Source organism: Streptococcus sp. KHUD_013 (assembly GCF_052588545.1).
In genome coordinates, this window is sequence record NZ_CP186264.1 from 542,631 (window position 1) to 563,749 (window position 21,119).

The 21,119-nt window shown below is 43.7% G+C and carries 21 protein-coding genes and 1 riboswitch; of the genes, 19 read left to right on the plus strand and 2 right to left on the minus strand.

Annotated features, from left to right (window positions below):
- Positions 1–44: 44 nt before the first annotated feature.
- Complete coding sequence (locus ACOXXR_RS02460) at positions 45–1,490, minus strand: UDP-N-acetylmuramoyl-L-alanyl-D-glutamate--L-lysine ligase (RefSeq protein ID WP_445278665.1); 1,446 nt, start codon at positions 1,488–1,490, stop codon at positions 45–47.
- Positions 1,491–1,576: 86 nt separating this feature from the next.
- On the opposite strand from ACOXXR_RS02460, the gene ACOXXR_RS02465 reads away from it, so the two are divergent.
- From ACOXXR_RS02465 to ACOXXR_RS02525, 13 genes are all read left to right on the plus strand, one after another.
- Positions 1,577–3,205 (plus strand): putative polysaccharide biosynthesis protein, encoded by a 1,629-nt coding sequence (locus tag ACOXXR_RS02465; protein WP_445278666.1) that lies wholly within the window; start codon positions 1,577–1,579, stop codon positions 3,203–3,205.
- A gap of 139 nt (positions 3,206–3,344) precedes the next feature.
- Positions 3,345–4,439, plus strand: coding sequence for a cystathionine gamma-synthase (locus ACOXXR_RS02470; protein WP_129270239.1), 1,095 nt, complete (start codon positions 3,345–3,347; stop codon positions 4,437–4,439).
- Between the two features lie 9 nt (positions 4,440–4,448).
- A complete protein-coding gene (locus tag ACOXXR_RS02475) occupies positions 4,449–5,618 on the plus strand; it encodes a MalY/PatB family protein (RefSeq protein WP_154853525.1) in 1,170 nt (389 codons plus the stop codon).
- Positions 5,619–5,659: 41 nt separating this feature from the next.
- Positions 5,660–5,814, plus strand: a riboswitch (M-box (ykoK) riboswitch).
- A 223-nt stretch (positions 5,815–6,037) separates the two neighbouring features.
- A complete protein-coding gene (gene mgtA / locus ACOXXR_RS02480; RefSeq protein WP_154853523.1) occupies positions 6,038–8,698 on the plus strand; it encodes a magnesium-translocating P-type ATPase in 2,661 nt (886 codons plus the stop codon).
- 100 nt (positions 8,699–8,798) lie between these two features.
- A complete protein-coding gene (gene upp / locus ACOXXR_RS02485; RefSeq protein ID WP_023024048.1) occupies positions 8,799–9,428 on the plus strand; it encodes a uracil phosphoribosyltransferase in 630 nt (209 codons plus the stop codon).
- Positions 9,429–9,590: 162 nt separating this feature from the next.
- Positions 9,591–10,181, plus strand: coding sequence for an ATP-dependent Clp protease proteolytic subunit (locus ACOXXR_RS02490; RefSeq protein ID WP_023024046.1), 591 nt, complete (start codon positions 9,591–9,593; stop codon positions 10,179–10,181).
- 152 nt (positions 10,182–10,333) lie between these two features.
- Entirely contained in the window at positions 10,334–10,618 is a 285-nt protein-coding gene (locus ACOXXR_RS02495) for a DUF2129 domain-containing protein (RefSeq protein WP_023024043.1), read from the plus strand.
- A 93-nt stretch (positions 10,619–10,711) separates the two neighbouring features.
- On the plus strand, positions 10,712–11,869 hold the full coding sequence (locus ACOXXR_RS02500) for an ABC transporter substrate-binding protein (RefSeq protein WP_445278667.1): 1,158 nt from the start codon (positions 10,712–10,714) through the stop codon (positions 11,867–11,869).
- A gap of 81 nt (positions 11,870–11,950) precedes the next feature.
- A complete protein-coding gene (locus tag ACOXXR_RS02505; RefSeq protein WP_023024040.1) occupies positions 11,951–12,820 on the plus strand; it encodes a branched-chain amino acid ABC transporter permease in 870 nt (289 codons plus the stop codon).
- 3 nt (positions 12,821–12,823) lie between these two features.
- Positions 12,824–13,771, plus strand: a complete 948-nt coding sequence (locus tag ACOXXR_RS02510) for a branched-chain amino acid ABC transporter permease (protein WP_023024038.1) — start codon at positions 12,824–12,826, stop codon at positions 13,769–13,771.
- A complete protein-coding gene (locus ACOXXR_RS02515; RefSeq protein ID WP_023024036.1) occupies positions 13,771–14,535 on the plus strand; it encodes an ABC transporter ATP-binding protein in 765 nt (254 codons plus the stop codon). The genes ACOXXR_RS02510 and ACOXXR_RS02515 overlap by 1 nt, the downstream gene beginning before the upstream one ends.
- Positions 14,535–15,245: an ABC transporter ATP-binding protein gene (locus ACOXXR_RS02520; protein ID WP_003008277.1), complete on the plus strand. Its 711-nt coding sequence runs from the start codon at positions 14,535–14,537 to the stop codon at positions 15,243–15,245. The genes ACOXXR_RS02515 and ACOXXR_RS02520 overlap by 1 nt, the downstream gene beginning before the upstream one ends.
- A 166-nt stretch (positions 15,246–15,411) precedes the next feature.
- A complete protein-coding gene (locus tag ACOXXR_RS02525; RefSeq protein ID WP_445278668.1) occupies positions 15,412–16,068 on the plus strand; it encodes a CBS domain-containing protein in 657 nt (218 codons plus the stop codon).
- A gap of 194 nt (positions 16,069–16,262) precedes the next feature.
- Here the strand turns inward: ACOXXR_RS02525 and ACOXXR_RS02530 are convergent, their stop codons facing one another.
- The gene (locus ACOXXR_RS02530; RefSeq protein WP_048689693.1) at positions 16,263–17,150 is read right to left on the minus strand and encodes a YitT family protein; all 888 of its coding nucleotides are present in this window, start codon (positions 17,148–17,150) and stop codon (positions 16,263–16,265) included.
- A gap of 172 nt (positions 17,151–17,322) precedes the next feature.
- On the opposite strand from ACOXXR_RS02530, the gene tmk reads away from it, so the two are divergent.
- From tmk to ACOXXR_RS02560, 6 genes are read left to right on the plus strand one after another with little or no spacing between them, the layout of a single operon-like run.
- Positions 17,323–17,961, plus strand: a complete 639-nt coding sequence (gene tmk, locus ACOXXR_RS02535; RefSeq protein WP_048715350.1) for a dTMP kinase — start codon at positions 17,323–17,325, stop codon at positions 17,959–17,961.
- Entirely contained in the window at positions 17,958–18,857 is a 900-nt protein-coding gene (locus ACOXXR_RS02540; protein WP_195348085.1) for a DNA polymerase III subunit delta', read from the plus strand. The genes tmk and ACOXXR_RS02540 overlap by 4 nt, the downstream gene beginning before the upstream one ends.
- 4 nt (positions 18,858–18,861) lie before the next feature.
- Entirely contained in the window at positions 18,862–19,182 is a 321-nt protein-coding gene (gene yabA / locus ACOXXR_RS02545) for a DNA replication initiation control protein YabA (RefSeq protein WP_023024026.1), read from the plus strand.
- A gap of 2 nt (positions 19,183–19,184) precedes the next feature.
- Positions 19,185–20,069, plus strand: a complete 885-nt coding sequence (gene rsmI / locus ACOXXR_RS02550; RefSeq protein WP_129270249.1) for a 16S rRNA (cytidine(1402)-2'-O)-methyltransferase — start codon at positions 19,185–19,187, stop codon at positions 20,067–20,069.
- Positions 20,059–20,631 (plus strand): GNAT family N-acetyltransferase, encoded by a 573-nt coding sequence (locus ACOXXR_RS02555; RefSeq protein WP_048689681.1) that lies wholly within the window; start codon positions 20,059–20,061, stop codon positions 20,629–20,631. The genes rsmI and ACOXXR_RS02555 overlap by 11 nt, the downstream gene beginning before the upstream one ends.
- Positions 20,624–21,112: a methylated-DNA--[protein]-cysteine S-methyltransferase gene (locus ACOXXR_RS02560; protein WP_126404657.1), complete on the plus strand. Its 489-nt coding sequence runs from the start codon at positions 20,624–20,626 to the stop codon at positions 21,110–21,112. The genes ACOXXR_RS02555 and ACOXXR_RS02560 overlap by 8 nt, the downstream gene beginning before the upstream one ends.
- The last annotated feature ends 7 nt before the right edge of the window (positions 21,113–21,119 follow it).

The following is a 21,119-nucleotide window of genomic DNA, read 5'->3' on the forward strand; positions in this document are numbered from 1 at the left end:
ATTGAGAGGCTAGGACTTTTGTCCCAGCCTCTTCTTTCGTTTGATTATAGGTAACGTTCAGCGATGGCGGCATCGCCTGGATATTCTTCTTTTACGCCATTGACGATTTGGTAGCAGTCAGCTCCTTTTCCGGCGATAATGACGGCATCTTCAGGCTTGCTGGTCGTTGCCATAGCTAGTTGAATGGCTTGCTCGCGATCTGCGATTTTTTCGACAGGGCGCGTGATGAAACTGCTAATCTCTTCAGCGATAGCCAAAGGATCTTCATGGTTGGGGTCATCCGCTGTGAGGAAGACTTGGATCTCAGGATGGTCTTCTAAGAGCAAGCCAAAGTCCTTGCGGCGACTCTCTCCTTTATTCCCAGTTGAACCAAGGACCAGTGAAATCGTCCCTGTCTGATGGGTTTCAACAACAGAGAGCAGTTTTTTCAAGCTATCTCCATTATGGGCATAGTCAATAAAAACTTTTGCCCCATTCTTTTGAGTCAAGACTTCCATCCGGCCAGGAACACGGGTTTTGGCAATCCCCTTTTTGATGTCTTCAAGACTCGCTCCTAGACGAAGGCAGGCGAGACCTGCAGCCACAGCATTTTCTTGGTTGAAGCGACCGATGAGCTGGGTATCATAATCCCCTGCTAGCTTACCAGTGACAGAAAAGCTAAAGGCTTTTGAGTTGTGGACTTGGTTGGTCGATTGACTACCGTAGAAGTCGTGGTCTTGCTCAGCCACCTGCTCCTCAAGAATGTTAAAATGATCCATATCGCTATTGACGACAACAGCACGGCTATTTTCCATTAAGAGACGTTTATGGTAGAAGTAGTCTTCGAAGCTTGGATGCTCAATCGGTCCGATATGGTCTGGGCTGATGTTGAGGAAAACACCAACATCAAAAGTAAGACCGTATACACGTTTGACTAGATAGGCCTGACTAGAGACCTCCATAATCAGGTGGGTCCGATCATTGGCAACTGCCTGGGCCATCATTTCAAAGAGATCGATACTTTCTGGGGTAGTCAAGGTTGATTTGAAGAAGGTCTTGCCATCCAAAGTTGTATTCATAGTGGATAGCATAGCCGGACGGTGGCCTTGCTCAAGAATCTTGTAGGCATAGTAAGCAGAAGTGGTTTTGCCTTTGGTCCCTGTAAAAGCTAAGAGTTTTAGCTGGCGCTCAGGGTGGCCATAGAATTCCATGGCAATCAAGCTCATAGCCTGTTTGATATCCGTAACGATAATGGCTGGGATGCTGACCTCAAAGTCTTGCTCAGCGACATACCACTGGAGACCTTGCTCGATCGCTTGCTCCAAAAATTCCTTCTTGAAATTTGCCCCCTTGACAAAAAAGAGGGTCTCGGAGTTGACTTTTCGACTATCGTAGCTTATTTGATTAAAAGAAACACCACTTGCTGAATAGTGGTATTCTCCGTCTTGTAGGATCTCACGAAAGTTGTGATCCTCTTTTAAAATGTTTAGTACAGTTTCTATCTTTATCATAATCCTATTTTAAACTGAAAGACCTTATTTTACAAGTGTAAAGGAAAAGTTTATAATGAAAGAAGACTATAAAGTAGAGGAAACATATGAGTAACGAAACAAGTAATCAACAGGCCCAGATGCTTCGAGGTACAGTCTGGTTAACAGCTAGCAATTTCATTAGTCGTCTCTTAGGTGCGGCCTATATCATCCCTTGGTATATCTGGATGGGTAAACATGGCGCAGAGGCAAACGGTCTCTTCACTATGGGCTACAATATCTACGCTTGGTTTTTGCTGATTTCAACAGCAGGCGTCCCAGTAGCAGTCGCTAAGCAGGTGGCCAAGTACAATACCAAGGGGCAAGAAGAGCACAGTTTTGCCATGATTCGTGGCTTCCTTAAGTTCATGTCTTTATTGGGCTTGGTTTTTGCTATTATCATGTATGTGCTTTCCCCAGTATTTGCAAATCTGTCTGGAGGTGGGAAAGACCTAATCCCTGTCATGCAGAGCTTGTCTTGGGCAGTCTTGATTTTCCCTTCCATGAGTGTCATTCGTGGCTTCTTCCAAGGGCATAACAATCTGAAACCTTATGCTATCAGTCAAATTGCTGAGCAAGTGATTCGGGTTATCTGGATGCTCTTGACAGCCTACTTCATTATGAAGGTTGGCTCAGGTGATTACGTTGAAGCTGTGACCCAGTCCACTTTTGCAGCCTTTATTGGGATGGGAGCGAGTCTTCTAGTCCTCGTCTATTACCTCTGGAAAACAGGGCTTCTACAGCACATTATCCATCGCCCAGAGTCTGATAGCCAGATTGATACCAAGGCTCTCTTGTGGGATACTATTCGTGAAGCGATTCCGTTCATTGTGACAGGATCAGCCATTCAACTCTTCCAAATCATCGACCAGATGACCTATAGCAATGTCATGTCTTGGTTCACCAACTTTACTCGTTCAGAGCTTTTGGTTCAGTTCAGTTACTTCTCAGCGAATCCGAACAAGATTACCATGATTTTAATTGCAGTTGCGACATCGATCGGTGGGGTGGGAATCCCTCTTCTTACAGAGAACTATGTCAAGGGTGATTTCCGGGCTGCAGGTAAGCTGGTTCAAGATAATTTGACCATGCTAGTAGCCTTCTTGCTTCCAGCGACGATTGGAGCAGTAGCCATTGCAGAGCCTCTCTATACGGTCTTTTACGGGAAACCTGATTCCCTGGCTTTAGGACTCTTTATCCTAGCCATGTTACAAACGGTTATCCTAGGCTTGTATACGGTTCTCTCTCCAATGATCCAGGCTCTTTTCCAAAATCGGAAGGCGATTCTTTACTTTGGTTATGGAGTATTGGTAAAACTGATTCTCCAAGTACCGTTCATTTATCTCTTTAAGGCTTATGGTCCTCTTCTTTCTACTACGATTGGCCTCATGATTCCGATTGTTCTTATGTACAAGGAAATTCATCAGGTGACTCATTTCAATCGCAAGACAGTCTTCAAACGAAGCTTATTGACAGCCATTCTCACCTTGATTATGCTCTTGGTAGTCCTAGTTGCAGGCTTTATCCTCGGCATGGTGATCAAACCAAATGGTCGAGTGACCAGCATGCTCTATGTAGCTCTGATTGGTGGTGTGGGAATCGTCGTATACGGTGGCCTCGGTCTTCGTCTTCGTTTCTTAGATCGCTTCATTGGTAGCAAGGCAGCCAGTCTTCGAAATAAATTTCATATTTCATAACCAGTAGAGGTTGGGTCTATCCCACCTCTTTTTTCATTATAGTTTGAAGCTATATCTAGCTCTTGAAAAAGGAAAAACCGAATCATCTAAAGAAGTGATACAATAGAGACAATTGAATTTACGTCCATTGGAGGTTTGTATGAGTCACAAAAAGAATATTAACACCATCCTAGCTCAAGCGGGAATCAAGTCGGATCCAGCAACAGGGGCTTTGATTACTCCGCTTCATTTTTCAACCACTTACCAGCATCCAGAGTTTGGTCAATCTACTGGTTTTGACTATATCCGTACCAAGAATCCGACTCGGGTAAACGCTGAAAAGACCTTGGCAGCTATTGAGAGTGCAGAGCATGCCTTGGTGACGAGCTCAGGTATGTCTGCCATTGTCTTAGCCTTTAGTATTTTTCCTGTTGGCAGTAAGGTCTTGGCAGTAAGAGATCTTTATGGAGGCTCTTTCCGCTGGTTCAACCAAATGGAACAAGAAGGACGCTTTTTCTTTACCTATGCAAATTCAGAAGAAGAATTGGTAGAAGGATTGAAGGGAGAGGTGGATATTCTCTATATTGAAACGCCTACCAACCCACTCATGCTGGAGTTTGACATCCAGAAATTAGCTAAACTCGCTCATGAAAAAGGGGCAAAAGTGATTGTAGACAATACCTTCTATAGCCCTATCTACCAACGTCCAATTGAAGAAGGAGCAGACATCGTCCTCCACTCAGCGACCAAGTATCTAGCAGGTCATAATGACGTTTTGGCTGGTGTTGTGGTGACTGATGATGAAGGCCTTTATGAGCAACTCTTTTATAACTTAAACACAACTGGAGCTGTTCTCTCTCCTTTTGACAGCTACCAATTGATCCGTGGTTTAAAAACCTTAGCCCTTCGTATGGAGCGCTCTACAGAAAATGCGAAGAAGGTAGTGGAATTCTTGAAGGGGCATCCAGCTGTTAAGGAAGTCTTGTATACTGGCAAGGGAGGCATGGTTTCCTTTAAAGTAAGCCACCAAGAAAAGATTCCAACCATTTTGAACCACTTGCAAGTCTTAACCTTTGCAGAAAGCTTAGGTGGAGTGGAGAGTTTGATTACCTACCCAACTACACAGACCCACGCGGATATTCCTGCAGAGGTTCGTCATTCCTATGGGTTAACGGATGACTTGCTTCGCCTTTCCATCGGAATTGAAGATGCGCGAGATTTGATTGAGGATTTAGAACAAGCATTGGCTAGATAGGAGTCCATCATGGGAAAAGAACAATTTTTGACTGTCCCTAATCGTTTGGGGCATCATACTAGCAAGTGGAAGGAGTCAGAGCAAGATCCAGAACTTCTTCCTGCCTGGATTGCAGATATGGATTTTGAATCCTTACCTGCGGTTCGACAAGCCATTCGAAATTACGCGGATCAATTAGTCTACGGCTACACCTATCCTAGTGAAGAGCTTTACCGAGCTGTTCAGGAGTGGGAAAAGTCAGAGCATGGATATGTGTTTGAGAAGGAAGCCATTGTCTTTATGGAAGGTGTGGTTCCGTCTATTTCAACGGCTATTCAGGCTTTCACTAAGGAAGGAGAGGCTGTTCTCATCAATACGCCAGTCTATCCACCCTTTGCCCGTAGCGTCCGCCTCAATCAACGCAAATTAGTGACCAATTCCTTAGTAGAAGTGGATGGACTTTTCCAAATTGATTTTGAGCAATTGGAAAAAGACTTTGTGGAGCACCAAGTCAAGCTCTACATCCTGTGCAATCCTCATAATCCAGGCGGTCGCGTCTGGGAACGAGAAGTCCTAGAAAAGATTGGTCGCCTCTGTCAAAAATATGGGGTCTTGCTTGTTTCCGATGAAATTCACCAAGATTTGGTATTGTTTGGGCACCAGCACGTTTCTTTTAATACGGTAGATCCAAGCTTTAAGGACTTCACCCTTGTCTTATCGAGTGCGACCAAAACCTTCAACATCGCAGGGACAAAAAATTCCTATGCCATCATCGAAAATGATGCACTAAGAAAATCCTTCCAAGCTCAGCAGTTGCGAAACAATCAACATGAAATTTCTGCCCTTGGATTTATCGCCACCGAAGTAGCCTATCAGAATGGAAAGGCTTGGTTAGAGGACTTAAAGGAAGTCTTGGAAGAAAATATCAACTACACTGTAGAAGTTTTGCGTGAGCAGACAGACATTGGTGTGATGAAACCGCAAGGGACCTATCTGCTCTGGCTTGATTTTTCTGCCTACGGTTTGTCAGAGGAAGAACTCCATGCTCGACTTCATGACCAGGCTAAGGTCATCCTTAATAAAGGGACAGACTTTGGAGTAGAAGGGAAGCAACATGCCCGTTTGAATGTGGCAGCTCCGAAAACCCTAGTCCAAGAGATTGTCGATCGGATCGTAACAAATTTTCCTAAAAAAGGTTGATTTTAAGGGTTGACTTTTCTATAGGGGAGGAGTATACTCAAGGGGAATAACGGTAGGTGAGGCTACCACAAGGATACGGATGACTACCGCAAAGCAGTGGAGACACTACTCGTTGGTCAACAGTCCTGATCGCAAAGGTCAAGACTAAGCTCATTTCATTGCCTTGCGGAGCTAAAGCTTGGACGGTCTATTTTTTGAGAATTTTTATTAAAAAATAAACGACGAGTTTAATGAGTCCTACCTATAAAAGGGGAGGGCTTTTTTCTTATGCTTAAGAAGCCTCTCACCTATCAAGTAGAAAAGGAGAACACTATGATACAAATCGACGATCATCCCGAACCGCACATAGCCAGCCAATCGCTGATTTGTGTCATCGGGACTCTATAAGCGTTTGGCTCCTGATTTAAAAGGAGATTCCAATGCAAACAACAAAAGAAAGACTCATAGCTGCATTGCAAGATGTAGAAACAAGAACCTTAGCAACCTATCAATCTAGCTGGTCTGGTTTGACGGAAGACCAAGTAGAGGAAAACCGGGATAGCTATGGAGAAAATGTCCTCACAAAGGGGCAAGATGATTCTATCTGGAAACGGATTGTTGAATCCATCATCAATCCCTTCACAGTCATCTTACTGCTCATTGCTCTTGTTTCTCTGGTGACCAATGTTTGGTTAGCCAAACCAGGTGAGGAAGATCCAACGACCTCTCTCATCATCGTCGTTCTCGTCCTTCTCTCTGGAGGGATTCGCTTTATCCAAGAATTGCGAAGTGACAAGGCTGCTAGCAACCTTTCTCGCATGATTGTCAATACAGCAACAGTGATTAGAGAAGGCAAGGAAGAAGAAATTCCCATTGATGAGATTGTGGTGGGAGACTTGATCAAACTGAGTGCAGGCGACATGATCCCAGCAGATGTGGTCTTGTTGGATTCACGAGACTTCTTCGTCCAACAATCCGGTTTGACTGGAGAGAGCGATGCTGTCGAAAAAGTCTGCTTGAAAAAAGCAAGTGGCCAAAATCTGGACAGTCTTTTGGAGAGTGAAAGTCTAGCTTTCATGGGGACCAATGTCATCTCGGGTCGAGCAACAGCCTTGGTCTTGGTCGTTGGGGATGAAACCATGATGGGAGCGATTGAGCAAACCATCAATACGTATGATGAACCAACCTCTTTTGAACGAGAAATGAACACCATCTCTTGGTTGTTGATCCGACTCATGATGGTCATGGTACCCATCGTCTTCTTTATCAATGGTTTGACAGATGGGGACTGGCTGGAAGCAGGGGTCTTTGCCCTCAGTGTAGGGGTGGGCTTGACTCCGGAAATGCTCCCAATGATTATCACAGCCAGCTTGGCCAAGGGTTCCATTATCATGGCCAAAGAAAAGGTGGTCATCAAAAAGCTCAACGCTATTCAAGATCTAGGCGCTATTGATATCCTCTGTACGGACAAGACAGGAACCTTGACCCAAGATGAGATTGTACTCGAATACCCCCTCGACATTCATGGGGACTTGGATTTGTCTGTCCTTCGTCGGGCCTATCTCAATTCTTACTTCCAAACCGGCCTAAAAAATTTGATGGACCGGGCCATTATCAGTCGGACAGAAAGAGAAGCTAAGAAACATGAGATTGTCAGAGGCTTGGACCAAAGCTTCCAAAAAATTGATGAATTGCCTTTTGACTTTGAACGCCGGCGGATGAGTGTCATTGTCAAAGATGAGGAGGGAGTCGTGAGCATGGTCACCAAGGGAGCCTTGGAAGAAATGCTAGCAGTCTCTAACTATGTGGAATACAAGGATGAGATTATTCCCCTGACAGACCAAGTGCGGGAAGACGTCTTGGCAGAAGTAGCTCAACTGAATGAACAAGGTTTGCGCGTGCTAGGGGTTAGTTACAAATCAAATCTTGAGGAAGGCTATGCCTTTGAAGTGGCAGATGAAGCAGACATGATCTTGACGGGTTACCTAGCCTTCTTGGATCCACCAAAACCATCCGCAGCACCAGCCATCAATACCCTTGCGGAATACGGAGTTGCTACTAAAATCCTTACGGGTGATAATGAGAAAGTGACCCAAGCGGTTTGTGAAAAGGTGGGACTGGATGTTGACCGCATTTTGCTGGGTAGCGATATCGACAGTCTCTCTGATTCAGACTTGGCCCAAGCAGTAGAAACCACCACCGTTTTTGCAAAATTATCTCCAGATCAAAAAGCACGCATTATCTTGCAACTCAAAGCAAATGGCCACAAGGTCGGCTATATGGGAGATGGGATCAACGATGCTCCTTCTATGAAAGTGGCAGATGTGGGGATTTCGGTTGATACAGCTGTCGATATTGCCAAAGAAACAGCAGATGTTATCCTTCTGGATAAAGACTTGATGGTCCTCGAAAAAGGCTTGGTAGAAGGCCGCAAAGTTTATGCCAACATGACCAAGTACATCAAGATGACTGTTTCTTCTAATTTCGGAAATATCTTCTCTCTTCTCTTTGCTAGTATTTTCCTTCCTTTTCTTCCAATGGCCCCCATCCATCTCATCGTTTTAAACTTGGTTTATGACCTTTCCTGTATCGCCTTGCCTTTTGACCGAGTGGATAAGGACTTCTTGAAGAAACCTCGGATTTGGGAAGCAAAATCCATTACCCGCTTTATGGCCTGGTTTGGTCCTATTTCCTCTGTCTTTGACATCTTGACCTTTATCGCTCTCTACTTTATCATCGTACCTATGATTACAGGCTATGGCTATGTCCATGGAGCAGACAGTGCGGGACTCTTCATCATGCTCTTTCAAACCGGCTGGTTTATCGAGTCCATGTGGTCCCAAACTATGGTCATCTATATGCTCCGCTCTCCAAAATTGCCTTTTGTTCAAAGTTGGCCAGCCCTTGCAGTCATGGCAACGACTTTATTGGGGGCCCTCTTTGTGACCTTCCTACCATATGGCCCACTGGCTTCCTTGTTGAAAGTAGCGCCACTAAATAGTCTTTACTTCCTATTACTGGCGGGAATCCTCTTCCTTTATATGGCAAGTGTCACCCTGGTCAAACACTATTATATTGGCAAGTACAAAGAGTGGCTATAAGATAGTAATTAAAATAAGAAAAGAAAAGGTTTGCATATTTGTAGGCCTTTTTCTTCCTTTTTGATATAATAAGATGAATATAGAGAAAGAAGGAACCACAATGGGAAAACTTGAAGTTATTAAACATCCACTGATTCAGCATAAATTGTCTATTTTGCGTCGGACTGATACCTCTACAAAGGCTTTTCGTGAATTAGTTGATGAAATTGCTATGTTGATGGGCTACGAGGTGTTGCGCGAACTTCCTCTTGAAGATGTAGAAATCGAAACACCTATCACAAAAACGGTTCAAAAACAAATTGCTGGTAAAAAACTAGCAATTGTCCCAATCCTTCGTGCAGGAATCGGGATGGTAGATGGGCTCTTGAGTTTGGTACCGGCTGCCAAAGTTGGGCATATCGGGATGTACCGCGATGAAGAAACCTTGAAGCCAGTTGAATACTTGGTGAAATTGCCAGAAGATATTGATCAACGTCGCATCTTTGTAGTAGATCCAATGCTTGCAACTGGTGGATCAGCTATTCTTGCGATTGATTCTTTGAAAAAACGTGGAGCTAGCCACATCAAGTTTGTCTGCTTGGTGGCAGCACCTGAAGGGGTGAAAGCTCTTCAAGAAGCTCATCCAGATGTTGATATCTTTACAGCAGCCCTCGACGACCACTTGAATGATCATGGCTACATTGTTCCAGGCCTTGGAGATGCTGGGGACCGCTTGTTTGGTACCAAATAAGCGCCTATCCAATCCTTCTTTGGGAAAGTAAAAAATTGACCTTTGTTGACCAATGGGATATAATAGCTTTTATAAAGATTGGAAGGAGAGTTAGCCTCTCGAATCAACCGGATGAAACTCATGAGGTGGTGCCGGTTATAATGGATAAAAGGAGATGAATGAATGATTCCAGTAGTTATTGAACAAACCAGTCGTGGCGAACGCTCGTACGACATCTATTCCCGCTTATTAAAAGACCGTATTATCATGGTAACAGGACCGGTAGAAGATCAAATGGCCAATTCGATTATTGCCCAATTGCTCTTCTTGGATGCCCAAGATAATACCAAAGATATCTATATGTATATCAATACGCCAGGAGGCTCTGTCTCTGCAGGGTTGGCTATCGTCGATACCATGAACTTTATCAAATCAGACGTCCAAACTATTGTTATGGGGATGGCTGCTTCAATGGGAACTGTGATTGCATCAAGTGGTGCCAAAGGCAAACGTTTCATGTTGCCAAATGCTGAGTACATGATCCACCAACCAATGGGTGGTACTGGTGGCGGTACCCAACAAACAGATATGGCGATTGCTGCAGAACACTTGTTGAAAACACGTCACAGATTGGAAAAAATCTTGGCAGAGAATTCAGGTCAAACCATCAAGAAAATCCATGCTGATGCAGAACGGGATAATTGGATGACTGCAGAAGAAACCTTAGCTTATGGTTTCATCGATGAAATCATGGCCAACAACAATCTTGGATAAGGAAACTCAACCACTGCGTCTTGCTCGACAATCCAAAGATAATTGAGAGGCTAGGACTTTTGTCCCAGCCTCTTTTTTAGTCTTTCTAGAAAAAGATAGAATTTTTACCTAAAATTTGCTATACTTGTAACAGAAGCAGAAAGGGATTGTATATGTTTGAGAAGCAAGCTAGAACAGGCTTAATTGTAAAATTGTATTATAATCGAGATGCAAAGAAATTACAGGGAATTGGGGATGTGATCTATCATTCCAAAAAAATGCGCTATGTACAGGTCTATGTCGATAGTCCTCAAGTCCTTGAAATCGTGCAGCAATTAAAAAAAGAACGCTTTGTAAAGAAGGTACAAATTTGCCATATTCAAGAATTGGATCGTGATTTTGTGGGAAGTTTGCATCGTCAAAAGGATGAAACACAAGGAGAAAACGCAATCATTTAAAGGATTGCGTTTTTTATATTGACAATTTTCAGATAATTCGGTATATTCTTAATATCTATTTATTTAAAGAATTATTTAAGGAGATTATTACAAATGAAGAATAAATTTGCTCTTTCATTTTTAACAATTGCAAGTGTCGCTCTTCTTGCTGCCTGTGGTGAAGTTTCAACTTCAGGTTCAAACACAACTGGTAACGAAATCGGCAAAGAACTAAAAATCGGTTTTAACTTTGAAAAAACTGGTGAAGTAGCAGCATATGGTATTGCTGAACAAAAAGGTGCTCAATTGGCCGTTGATGAAATCAATGCTAATGGTGGAGCCGATGGTAAGAAGATTGTTGTCACAGACAAAGATAACAAATCTGAAACAGCTGAAGCAGCTACAATCACTACAAATCTTGTCACTCAATCAAAAGTGAACGCTCTTGTAGGACCTGCAACTTCAGGTGCCACTGCCGCAGCGGTTGCGAATGCTGGTAAAGCAGGTGTTCCATTGGTAACCCCATCTGCAACACAAGATAATTTGACAAAAGGTCAAGATTACCTTTTCCGTGCAACCTTCATCGATAGCTTCCAAGGACAAATCATTTCAAAATACACAACTGAGAACTTGAAAGCGAAGAAAGTTGTTCTTTACTATGATAACTCATCTGACTATGCGAAAGGGATTGCTGAAGCCTTTAAGAAATCTTATAAAGGTGAAATCGTAGCGACAGAAACTTTCCAATCTAAGGATACAGACTTCCAAGCTGCCCTTACAAAAATCAAAGATAAAGACTTCGACGCGATTGTTCTTCCAGGGTACTACACTGAAACTGGTAAAATCGTAAACCAAGCACGTGGTATGGGAATCAAACAACCAATCATCGGTGGTGATGGATTTAGTGATGCGAAATTCGTTGAACAAGCAACACCTGCTGCAGCTACAGATATCTACTACGTAGCTGGATTCTCTACTGAAGGTGAAATGACTGATAAAGCCAAGAAATTCGTAGAAGCTTATAAAGCGAAATACAACGAAGAACCTTCAATGTTTGCGGCTTTGGCATATGATTCAGTTTACATGATTGCAGAAGCATCTAAAGGTGCTAAGAACTCTGTTGAATTGAAAGACAACCTTGCGAAGTTGAAAGACTTGGAAGGTGTTACTGGTACAATGTCTATTGACAAAGACCATAATCCGGTTAAATCTGCACTTATGATTGGCTTAAAAGATGGTAAAGTTGAGTCAGTTGAGTCGGTTAAACCTTAATTATCATTTGTTGTTTGTACAAGAGGCTGGGAGAATGAAAATTCCTGGCCTCGCTCTTTATTGTTAGAAAGGATGGTTCAAATGCTCCAGCAATTAGTGAACGGTCTAATCTTGGGAAGTGTCTATGCACTCTTAGCCCTTGGTTATACCATGGTGTATGGAATTATCAAATTGATCAACTTTGCCCATGGGGATATCTACATGGTAGGTGCCTTTATGGGATATTTCTTATTGAACTCATTGAAAGTTAACTTCTTTGTAGCCTTGCTTCTGGCGATGGTTGGGACAGCTATTTTAGGGGTTGTGATTGAATACCTGGCTTATCGTCCGCTTCGTCATTCAACTCGGATTGCAGCCTTGATCACAGCCATCGGGGTTTCCTTCTTGCTCGAATATGGGATGGTCTTCTTTGTAGGGGCCAATACCCGTTCCTTCCCGCAAGTCATTGAAATTGTTCGTTACAACTTTGGTCCTATTTCAATCTCCAACATTCAATTGATGATTTTAGGAGTGTCTATTTTCTTGATGGTTGCTCTTCAATTTATTATCCAAAAGACAAAGATGGGGAAAGCCATGCGTGCCGTTTCCGTTGATAGCGATGCTGCTCAATTGATGGGGATTAACGTCAACCGGACCATCAGCTTTACCTTTGCTTTGGGATCAGCCTTAGCGGGTGCTGGTGGTGTCTTGATCGGTTTGTACTACAACTCGATCGAACCTTTGATGGGGATGACACCAGGGATCAAAGCCTTTGTCGCAGCCGTTCTTGGAGGAATCGGAATCATCCCAGGTGCGGCTCTAGGTGGATTTGTCATCGGTTTGTTGGAAACCTTCGCTACAGCGATCGGTCTCTCAGATTTCCGTGATGCCATTGTGTATGCCATCTTGATTGTGATCTTGCTCATCCGTCCTGCAGGTATCCTCGGTAAAAATGTGAAAGAGAAGGTGTAAGCCATGAAACAAAATTTAAAAGTGAATTTAGTCTGGCTTGGTCTTTTGGTAGCAGGTTTTGCCTTGATCCAAGTCTTGGTTGCAGCAGGTGTCCTCAACCTCTTCTATATCCAAATTTTGGAACAAATCGGGATTAATATCATTCTTGCGGTTGGTTTGAACCTCATCGTTGGTTTTTCAGGTCAATTCTCGCTCGGACACGCTGGATTTATGGCGATTGGTGCCTATTCTGCAGCTATTCTCGGTTCTAAATCACCAACCTACGGCGCTTTTTTTGGCGCTATGGTTTTAGGAGCCTTGATCGCTGGTATCGTTGCCTTGATCGTTGGGGTACCAACCCTTCGGTTGAAAGGAGATTATCTGGCGATTGCAACACTTGGGGTTTCAGAAATCATCCGGATCTTGATCGTCAATGGTGGTACTCTAACAAATGGTGCCGCGGGGATCCTTGGTTTACCAGCTTTTACAACCTGGCAATTGGTATACATATTTGTTGTCATTACGACTATTTTTACCATCAACTTCTTACGCAGTCCAATTGGGCGTTCTACCCTTTCTGTTCGTGAAGATGAAATCGCCGCAGAATCTGTTGGGATCAATACGACCAAAGTTAAAGTCATTGCCTTTGTATTTGGTGCGATCACAGCGGCGATTGCTGGATCTCTTCAAGCCGGCTTTATCGGTTCTGTTGTTCCGAAAGATTACTCTTTCACCAATACCATTAATGTCTTGATCATTGTCGTTTTCGGTGGTTTGGGATCGATGTCAGGAACAGTTGTGGCAGCCATCGTCTTGGGGATTTTGAACATGGTGCTTCAAGACTTCTCAAGCATCCGTATGATCATTTACTCATTAGCCTTGATTCTCGTAATGATCTTCCGCCCAGGTGGTCTTCTTGGAACATGGGAATTTAGCTTGAAAAAACTACTCTCAAAAAAGGAGGCTAACTAATGGCACTTCTTGAAGTAAAAAATTTAACAAAAAACTTTGGTGGTTTGACAGCCGTTGGGGATGTGACCATGGAACTCAATGAAGGGGAATTGGTTGGTTTGATTGGACCCAACGGTGCCGGTAAAACAACCCTCTTCAACCTCCTAACAGGAGTGTATGAGCCAAGTGAAGGGACCATTACTTTAGATGGGCACCTTTTAAACGGGAAAGCCCCTTATAAAATCGCTGCTGGTGGTCTTGGACGGACCTTCCAAAATATCCGTCTCTTTAAAGATTTGAGTGTTTTGGACAATGTCTTGATTGCCTTTGCCAATCACCACAAACCACATGTTTTTGCTAGTCTTTTCCGTTTGCCAAGCTATTACAAAAATGAAGAAGCATTGAAAGCAAAAGCCCTCGAATTGTTAGCGATATTTGGTTTGGAAAAAGAAGCAGCTACCTTGGCCAAAAACTTAGCTTACGGTCAACAACGTCACTTAGAGATCGTTCGTGCCCTTGCTACAGAGCCAAAAATCCTCTTCTTGGATGAGCCTGCTGCAGGGATGAACCCTCAAGAAACCGCAGAATTAACCCAACTGATCCGTCGCATTCAAAAAGAATTTAATATTACGATCATGCTGATCGAGCACGATATGAGTTTGGTCATGGAAGTAACAGAGCGGATTTATGTATTGGAATATGGTCGCTTGATTGCCCATGGTACGCCAGATGAAATCAAGTCCAACAAACGTGTAATCGAAGCATATCTAGGAGGTGAAGCCTAATGTCTATGTTAAAAGTTGAAAATCTTTCTGTACACTATGGCATGATCCAGGCTGTCCGTGATGTCAGTTTCGAAGTCAATGAAGGGGAAGTTGTTTCCTTGATCGGTGCCAATGGCGCTGGGAAAACATCTATTCTTCGTACCATTTCAGGTTTGGTGCGTCCAAGTGCTGGGAAAATCGAGTTTTTGGGTCAGGAGATTCAAAAGGTTCCGGCTCAAAAAATTGTAGCTGCTGGGCTCTCTCAAGTTCCAGAAGGCCGCCACGTCTTTCCAGGCTTGACCGTTATGGAAAACTTGGAAATGGGAGCTTTCTTGAAGAAGGATCGAGAAGAAAATCAAGCGAACTTGAAGAAGGTCTTCTCACGTTTCCCACGTTTGGAAGAACGGAAGAACCAAGATGCAGCTACCCTATCTGGTGGGGAACAACAAATGCTTGCAATGGGTCGTGCCCTCATGTCGACGCCAAAACTCTTGCTTCTGGATGAACCTTCCATGGGATTGGCACCTATCTTTATCCAGGAAATCTTTGATATCATCCAAGATATTCAAAAACAAGGTACAACCGTTCTCTTGATTGAGCAAAATGCCAACAAGGCTCTTGCCATCGCAGACCGCGGTTATGTTTTGGAAACAGGGAAAGTCGTTCTGTCCGGAACAGGAAAAGAACTCTTAGCCTCAGAAGAAGTCCGCAAGGCCTACCTTGGTGGATAAGATTTTTAAAGTTTGTTTGAAAGGAAAGGTCCTAAAGGCCTTTCTTTTTTCATCTCTCTTGTTTGATTTTTCTAAATTTTGAAAACAAGAGAAAACTGCTGAAAGCGTTTGAAATCATTCTAAAAATCAAGTATAATAAAACTAAGAAAAGCATAGGAGAATGATTATGGCTGTTAAAGATTTTATGACCCGTAAAGTAGTGTATATTAGTCCAGATACAACAATTGCTCATGCGGCAGATTTGATGCGGGAACAAGGCTTGCACCGCTTGCCAGTCATTGAAAATGACAAATTGGTCGGCTTGGTGACAGAGGGCACGATTGCAGAAGCAAGTCCATCTAAAGCAACAAGCTTGTCTATTTTTGAGATGAACTATCTGTTGAACAAGACCAAGGTCAAAGATGTCATGCTTCGTGATGTCATTACTGTCTCTAAATTTGCCAGCCTCGAAGATGCGACCTATCTCATGTATAAGAACAAGGTGGGAATTCTTCCGGTTGTAGACAATGACCAAGTATCCGGTGTCATCACAGACCGTGATATTTTCCGTGCCTTCCTCGAAGTATCCGGTTATGGAGAAGAAGGAGTTCGTGTTCGCTTTGTGACAGAAGATAAGGTTGGCGTTCTAGAACAAATCATTCACTTGATTGTAGAAGAGGGGTATAACATCGCCAATACAGTCAATATCCCAACCAAAGACGATCGTGTCGTTATCGAAGTTCAAATTGATGGCATTACCGATACGGAAGTTATCAAGAAGAAATTTGAAGAAAATGGTATTCGTGTGGATGAAATTAGTCGCACATCTGCAAAAGCCTTTTAAATAAACAAAGAGAGGCTGGGACAAAAGTCCTAGCCTCTTAATTGTTTTTGGATCGTCGAGCAAGACGCAGTGGTTGAGTGGGCTCTACTACGCTGATTTCATCAGCTTTTACAGCCCTACTCAACTGTGCGGAGGTGGGACGACGAAATCGAATTCTAACGAATTACCGATTTCTGTCCCACTCTCTCTTTGTTTTAGCGAGCAATGGGTTGCTTGTTGGTATCCAAGGTAAATCCTTCTCCTAGGATTTCATGGGCTTCTGTAATGGTAATGAAGGCGAATGGATCGATCTTATTGATGATATCTTTCATCTGTTTCATTTCATTCCGTGAAACCACGCAGTAGACAATCTTCATTTCTTGTTGGCTATAATAGCCCATGCCGTTTACGAATGTGACTCCTCGGCCCAAATCAGTCGTGATTTGTTTGGCAATTTCATCTGGTTTAGATGTAACAACGAGGAATCCTTTTCCTGCAAAACCTCCTTCACCGACGATATCAATGACGACGGTGTCAATCAGGATAAAGAGGAGGGTGTAGGCTGCAATTCGGAAGTCCTTAAAGACGATCAAAACAGTTGTCAAGACGATGGCATCCACAATCAACATGAGGCGTCCCATGGAAAGCGTCGTGTACTTGTTAAAGATACGTGCGACAATATCGGTTCCACCTGTTGTTCCTCCAGCGTTGAAGATAATCCCCAGTCCAGTTCCAAGGATAACCCCTGATCCGATACAGGCCAGAAGGATATCTCCGTCAAGAGCCGTAAAGACTGCAGTTTGAAGATGATGACTTCCAGGGATCAGCTCGAAGATGGCCATCCAAATAGAGACCGAAAAAGTTCCAATCAAACTGAGATAGAGGGATCGGAGCCCCAGTAATTTCCAGGCTAGGAAAAAGAGGGGAATATTGATGGCCAAGTTCATGACCGAAACGGGAATTTTAAAGAGGTAGTAGGTAATCAGGGTAATCCCTGTAGCTCCTCCCTCATAAAAGTGAAATGGAATGACTAAAAAGAAGATTCCAAAAGAAAAAATGCCAGCCCCCAAAATAATGGCCAGAATATTTTTTGCCTTAAACATGCTCGTTCTCCTATTCATTTTTCACCATACATTTTACCAAAAAAAATGAAAAATAGGAAATAATTTTCATCAATTTTCACGAATTCGGACAGGATTTTTACCCCTATTTTTGGTAAAATAAAAAGAAGTGATGCATGCTAGAGAAATGAGTATAGAAAGTTAAGATAAGAGAATGAAACAGGGAACATTAATTTCAATTGAAGGCCCAGAAGGTGCAGGGAAATCCTCCGTTTTAGAAGCCTTGCTACCACGCTTGGAAAAGGCAGGGATTGCCTATATTACCACGCGGGAGCCAGGGGGTGTCGAAATAGCAGAAAAAATACGCGAGGTCATTCTAGATCCATCCCATACGGAAATGGATCCCAAGACAGAATTGCTTCTTTATATCGCCAGTCGTCGCCAACACTTGGCAGAACGTGTCCTTCCAGCTTTGAAAGCAGGGAAGCTAGTTATCATGGATCGTTTTATCGACAGTTCGGTAGCATACCAAGGCTTTGGGCGTGGATTAGCAGTAGCAGATATTGAATGGTTGAACCAATTTGCGACTGATGGTCTGAAACCCAATCGGACCTTCTACTTTGACATTGATGTAGAAGAAGGGTTGGCGAGAATTGCTAAGAGTGCTAGCCGTGAAGTCAATCGCTTGGATCTAGAAGGACTCAGTCTCCATCAGAAAGTCCGTCAAGGCTATCTGGCCATCCTCGAAAAAGAACCACAACGTGTGGTGAAAATTGATGCCAGTCAACCTTTTGACCAGGTGGTCGAGGATACTTGGCTATTATTGAAAGAAGTCTTGGAGATTAGTGAATGAAGTTAGAACAAGTGCAAAAACTTCAACCTCAGTTAGTCGATCGCTTCCAAGCTATTTTAGAACAGGACCGCTTGAGCCACGCCTATCTCTTTACAGGAGATTTTGGCAGTTTTGAGATGGCCCAGCTCTTGTCCCAAAGTCTCTTTTGTACGGACAAGAAGGGTGTTTGGCCCTGTGGGACTTGTCGGGCTTGTCGCTTGATTGAAGAGGATGAATTCTCAGATGTAACGGTTGTCCGACCGGTCAATCAAATTATCAAAACGGATCGGATCCGGGATTTGATCCAGCATTTTTCTCAGTCAGGCTACGAAGGATCCAAGCAAGTCTTTATCATCTGCGATGCAGACCGGATGCATGTCAATGCGGCCAATTCCCTCCTCAAGGTGATTGAAGAACCTCAGAGTGAAGTTCATATTTTTCTGCTGACAGCAGATGAGCAACTGGTTCTCCCGACCATAAAAAGTCGGTCGCAGCAGGTCCATTTTCCAAAAAACCAAGATTTCCTAAAAGAGTATCTCCTTCAGGAAGGTCTCTTGCTTCAACAAGCAGATCTGTTAGCCAACTTTAGTCAAGGTTTCCAAGAGGCTCAAATTTTCGCTCAGAATACCTCCTTTTTCGATCTGGCGAGGGAGTGTGAGCGTTTCGTTGCAGCTTGTCTAAAAGCAGATCCGCATATCTACTTACTGGTCTCTCGCTTGGTTCAAGAGACGGATGATAAAGAAAAGCAGGCCCAAGCCTTTCGCTTGTTGGAATTGCTCTTTGCACGCTCCATCAGTCAGTCCTTAGGGAGAGACTATCTAGAAAAATTGGTCTTGGCCAAACTGATGTGGGAACGGAATGTGAGTTTTCAAAATGCTCTCGAGTATATGGTCCTACAGTTGAAAAATAGAAGGTAAAGAGATGAATAAAAAAGAATTATTTGATGCTTTGGATGGCTTCTCCCAGGAATTGCTGGTTACATTAGCAGAGGTTGAAGCTATTAAGAAAAATCTCAAACTCATTGTCGAGGAAAATACAGCTCTGCGTCTTGAAAATGATAAATTGAGAGAGCGCTTAGGAGAAGTGGAGAAAACCAGCTCCCCTAAATTCCATCGCAATGGTCGTGAAAATTTACAAAGAATTTACAATGATGGATTTCATGTTTGTACAGACTCCTATGGTCAACGTCGTGAAAATGATGAAGAGTGTATTTTCTGTGATGAATTGTTATTTAGGGAGTAAACATGCAGATTCAACGAAGTTTTAAAGGGGATAGAGCGACAGGGACTCTCTTTTTAGTGCCAACCCCAATTGGCAATCGGGATGACATGAGCTACCGCATGATCCAAACTCTAAAAGAGGTGGATCTGATAGCGGCGGAAGATACACGCAATACAGGACTCTTGCTCAAGCATTTTGAGATTGCGTCACCACAAACCAGCTTTCACGAGCACAATGCTATGGAGAAAATCCCTGATTTGATTGCTCATTTAGAGTCTGGAAAGGACCTGGCCCAGGTTTCGGATGCAGGACTGCCTAGTATTTCGGATCCAGGTCACGACCTGGTCAAGGCAGCGATTGAGCGAGAAATCCCTGTTGTGGCAGTTCCTGGTCCGAGTGCCGGCATTACTGCCCTAATTGCCAGTGGTCTGGCACCCCAACCCCATATTTTTTATGGTTTTCTTCCACGCAAGGAAGGGCAGCAAAAGGCCTTTTTCCAAGAGAAATTGGCCTATCCTGAGACCCAGATCTTTTATGAGTCTCCGCACCGAGTTCGTGCGACGCTTCAAAATATGCTGGCAGTTTATGGGAATCGTCCAGTTGTCCTGGTCCGAGAACTGACCAAGATCTATGAAGAGTACACGAGAGGGACCATCACAGAGTTAGTGGCTTACCTAGAGGAAAATACCCTCAAGGGGGAGTGCCTTCTGATTGTAGAGGGAGCCAGTGAGCAGGAGCCAGATCTAGAAGAAGTGGATCTGATCCAAGAGATTGATCTACTGGTCCAGTCTGGTATGAAAAAGAACCAAGCGATTAAACAGGTTGCCAAACAATTCGGGCTACAAAAGAGTGAACTTTATGCCCGTTACCACCAAGAGGAAGAAAAAGGAGAGTCTGATGGAAATTAGAATGGCCTATCCCAATGAAATCAATCGGATTATGGAAATCATCCAAGATGGCAAGGATAGCTTAGCTGCAGCTGGCGTGGACCAATGGCAGGATGGTTATCCGGATCAAGAAATCATTTTTGAGGATATCCTAGAAAGCCGTGGTTATGTAGCTGTAGAGAATCAAGAAGTCGTAGCTTATGCCGCTCTCTACAAGGGAAATGAAGCAGCTTATAATGACATTTATGATGGAAAATGGGAACATGATAACTATCTCTATATCAGTTTTCACCGGATCGCTGTTGCCAAAGAAGCTGCTGGACGAGGCGTAGCCCAAACCTTCCTTCAAGGCTTGATCGAAGGAGAGAAAGGCCCGGATTTTCGCTGTGATACCCATCCTGACAACAAGGTCATGCAACACCTTTTAGAGAAGTTAGGCTTCCATTACTGTGGGAAGGTACCAATTGATGGGGTGCGTCTCGCTTATCAGAAGATCAAACGAAAGGCAGAAACCAGTCTCTTCCAAGTGATTAGCGAAGATGATCGTTGGGACTACCGTGCAGAACAGTCTCAAAATGACTAGGTTTTATCGCCAACTCTATCAGAGTCCCTTGGGGCCTCTATCTGTTGTGGTGGATGAGGAAAGCCTAGTTGGGATCTGGTTTTGTGACCAAGCCAATTGTGAGCAGGGGCTTGAGCATATCGAAGAAGCTTGTCAGCCACTTCATGAAGCTGTCTTTGAATGGCTGGATCGATACTTTATAGGGGAAAATCCTTCCATGCCCTTTCCCCTATCTCCTCAAGGGACAGACTTTCAACAAAGAGTTTGGGCCTATCTAGCTCAGATTCCCTATGGGGAAAGTCGGACTTATGGAGAGATTGCCCGGGCCTTGTCTTGCAAATCTGCCCAAGCCATCGGTCAAGCAGTAGGTCGGAATCCCTTGCTCCTCCTTATCCCATGTCACCGGGTGCTGGGTACGGAGAAAAAGTTGACAGGCTATGCTGCTGGACTAGATCGCAAGCGTTGGCTGTTGCAACATGAGGCCATATCTTGGAAAGAATAAGGAGAAA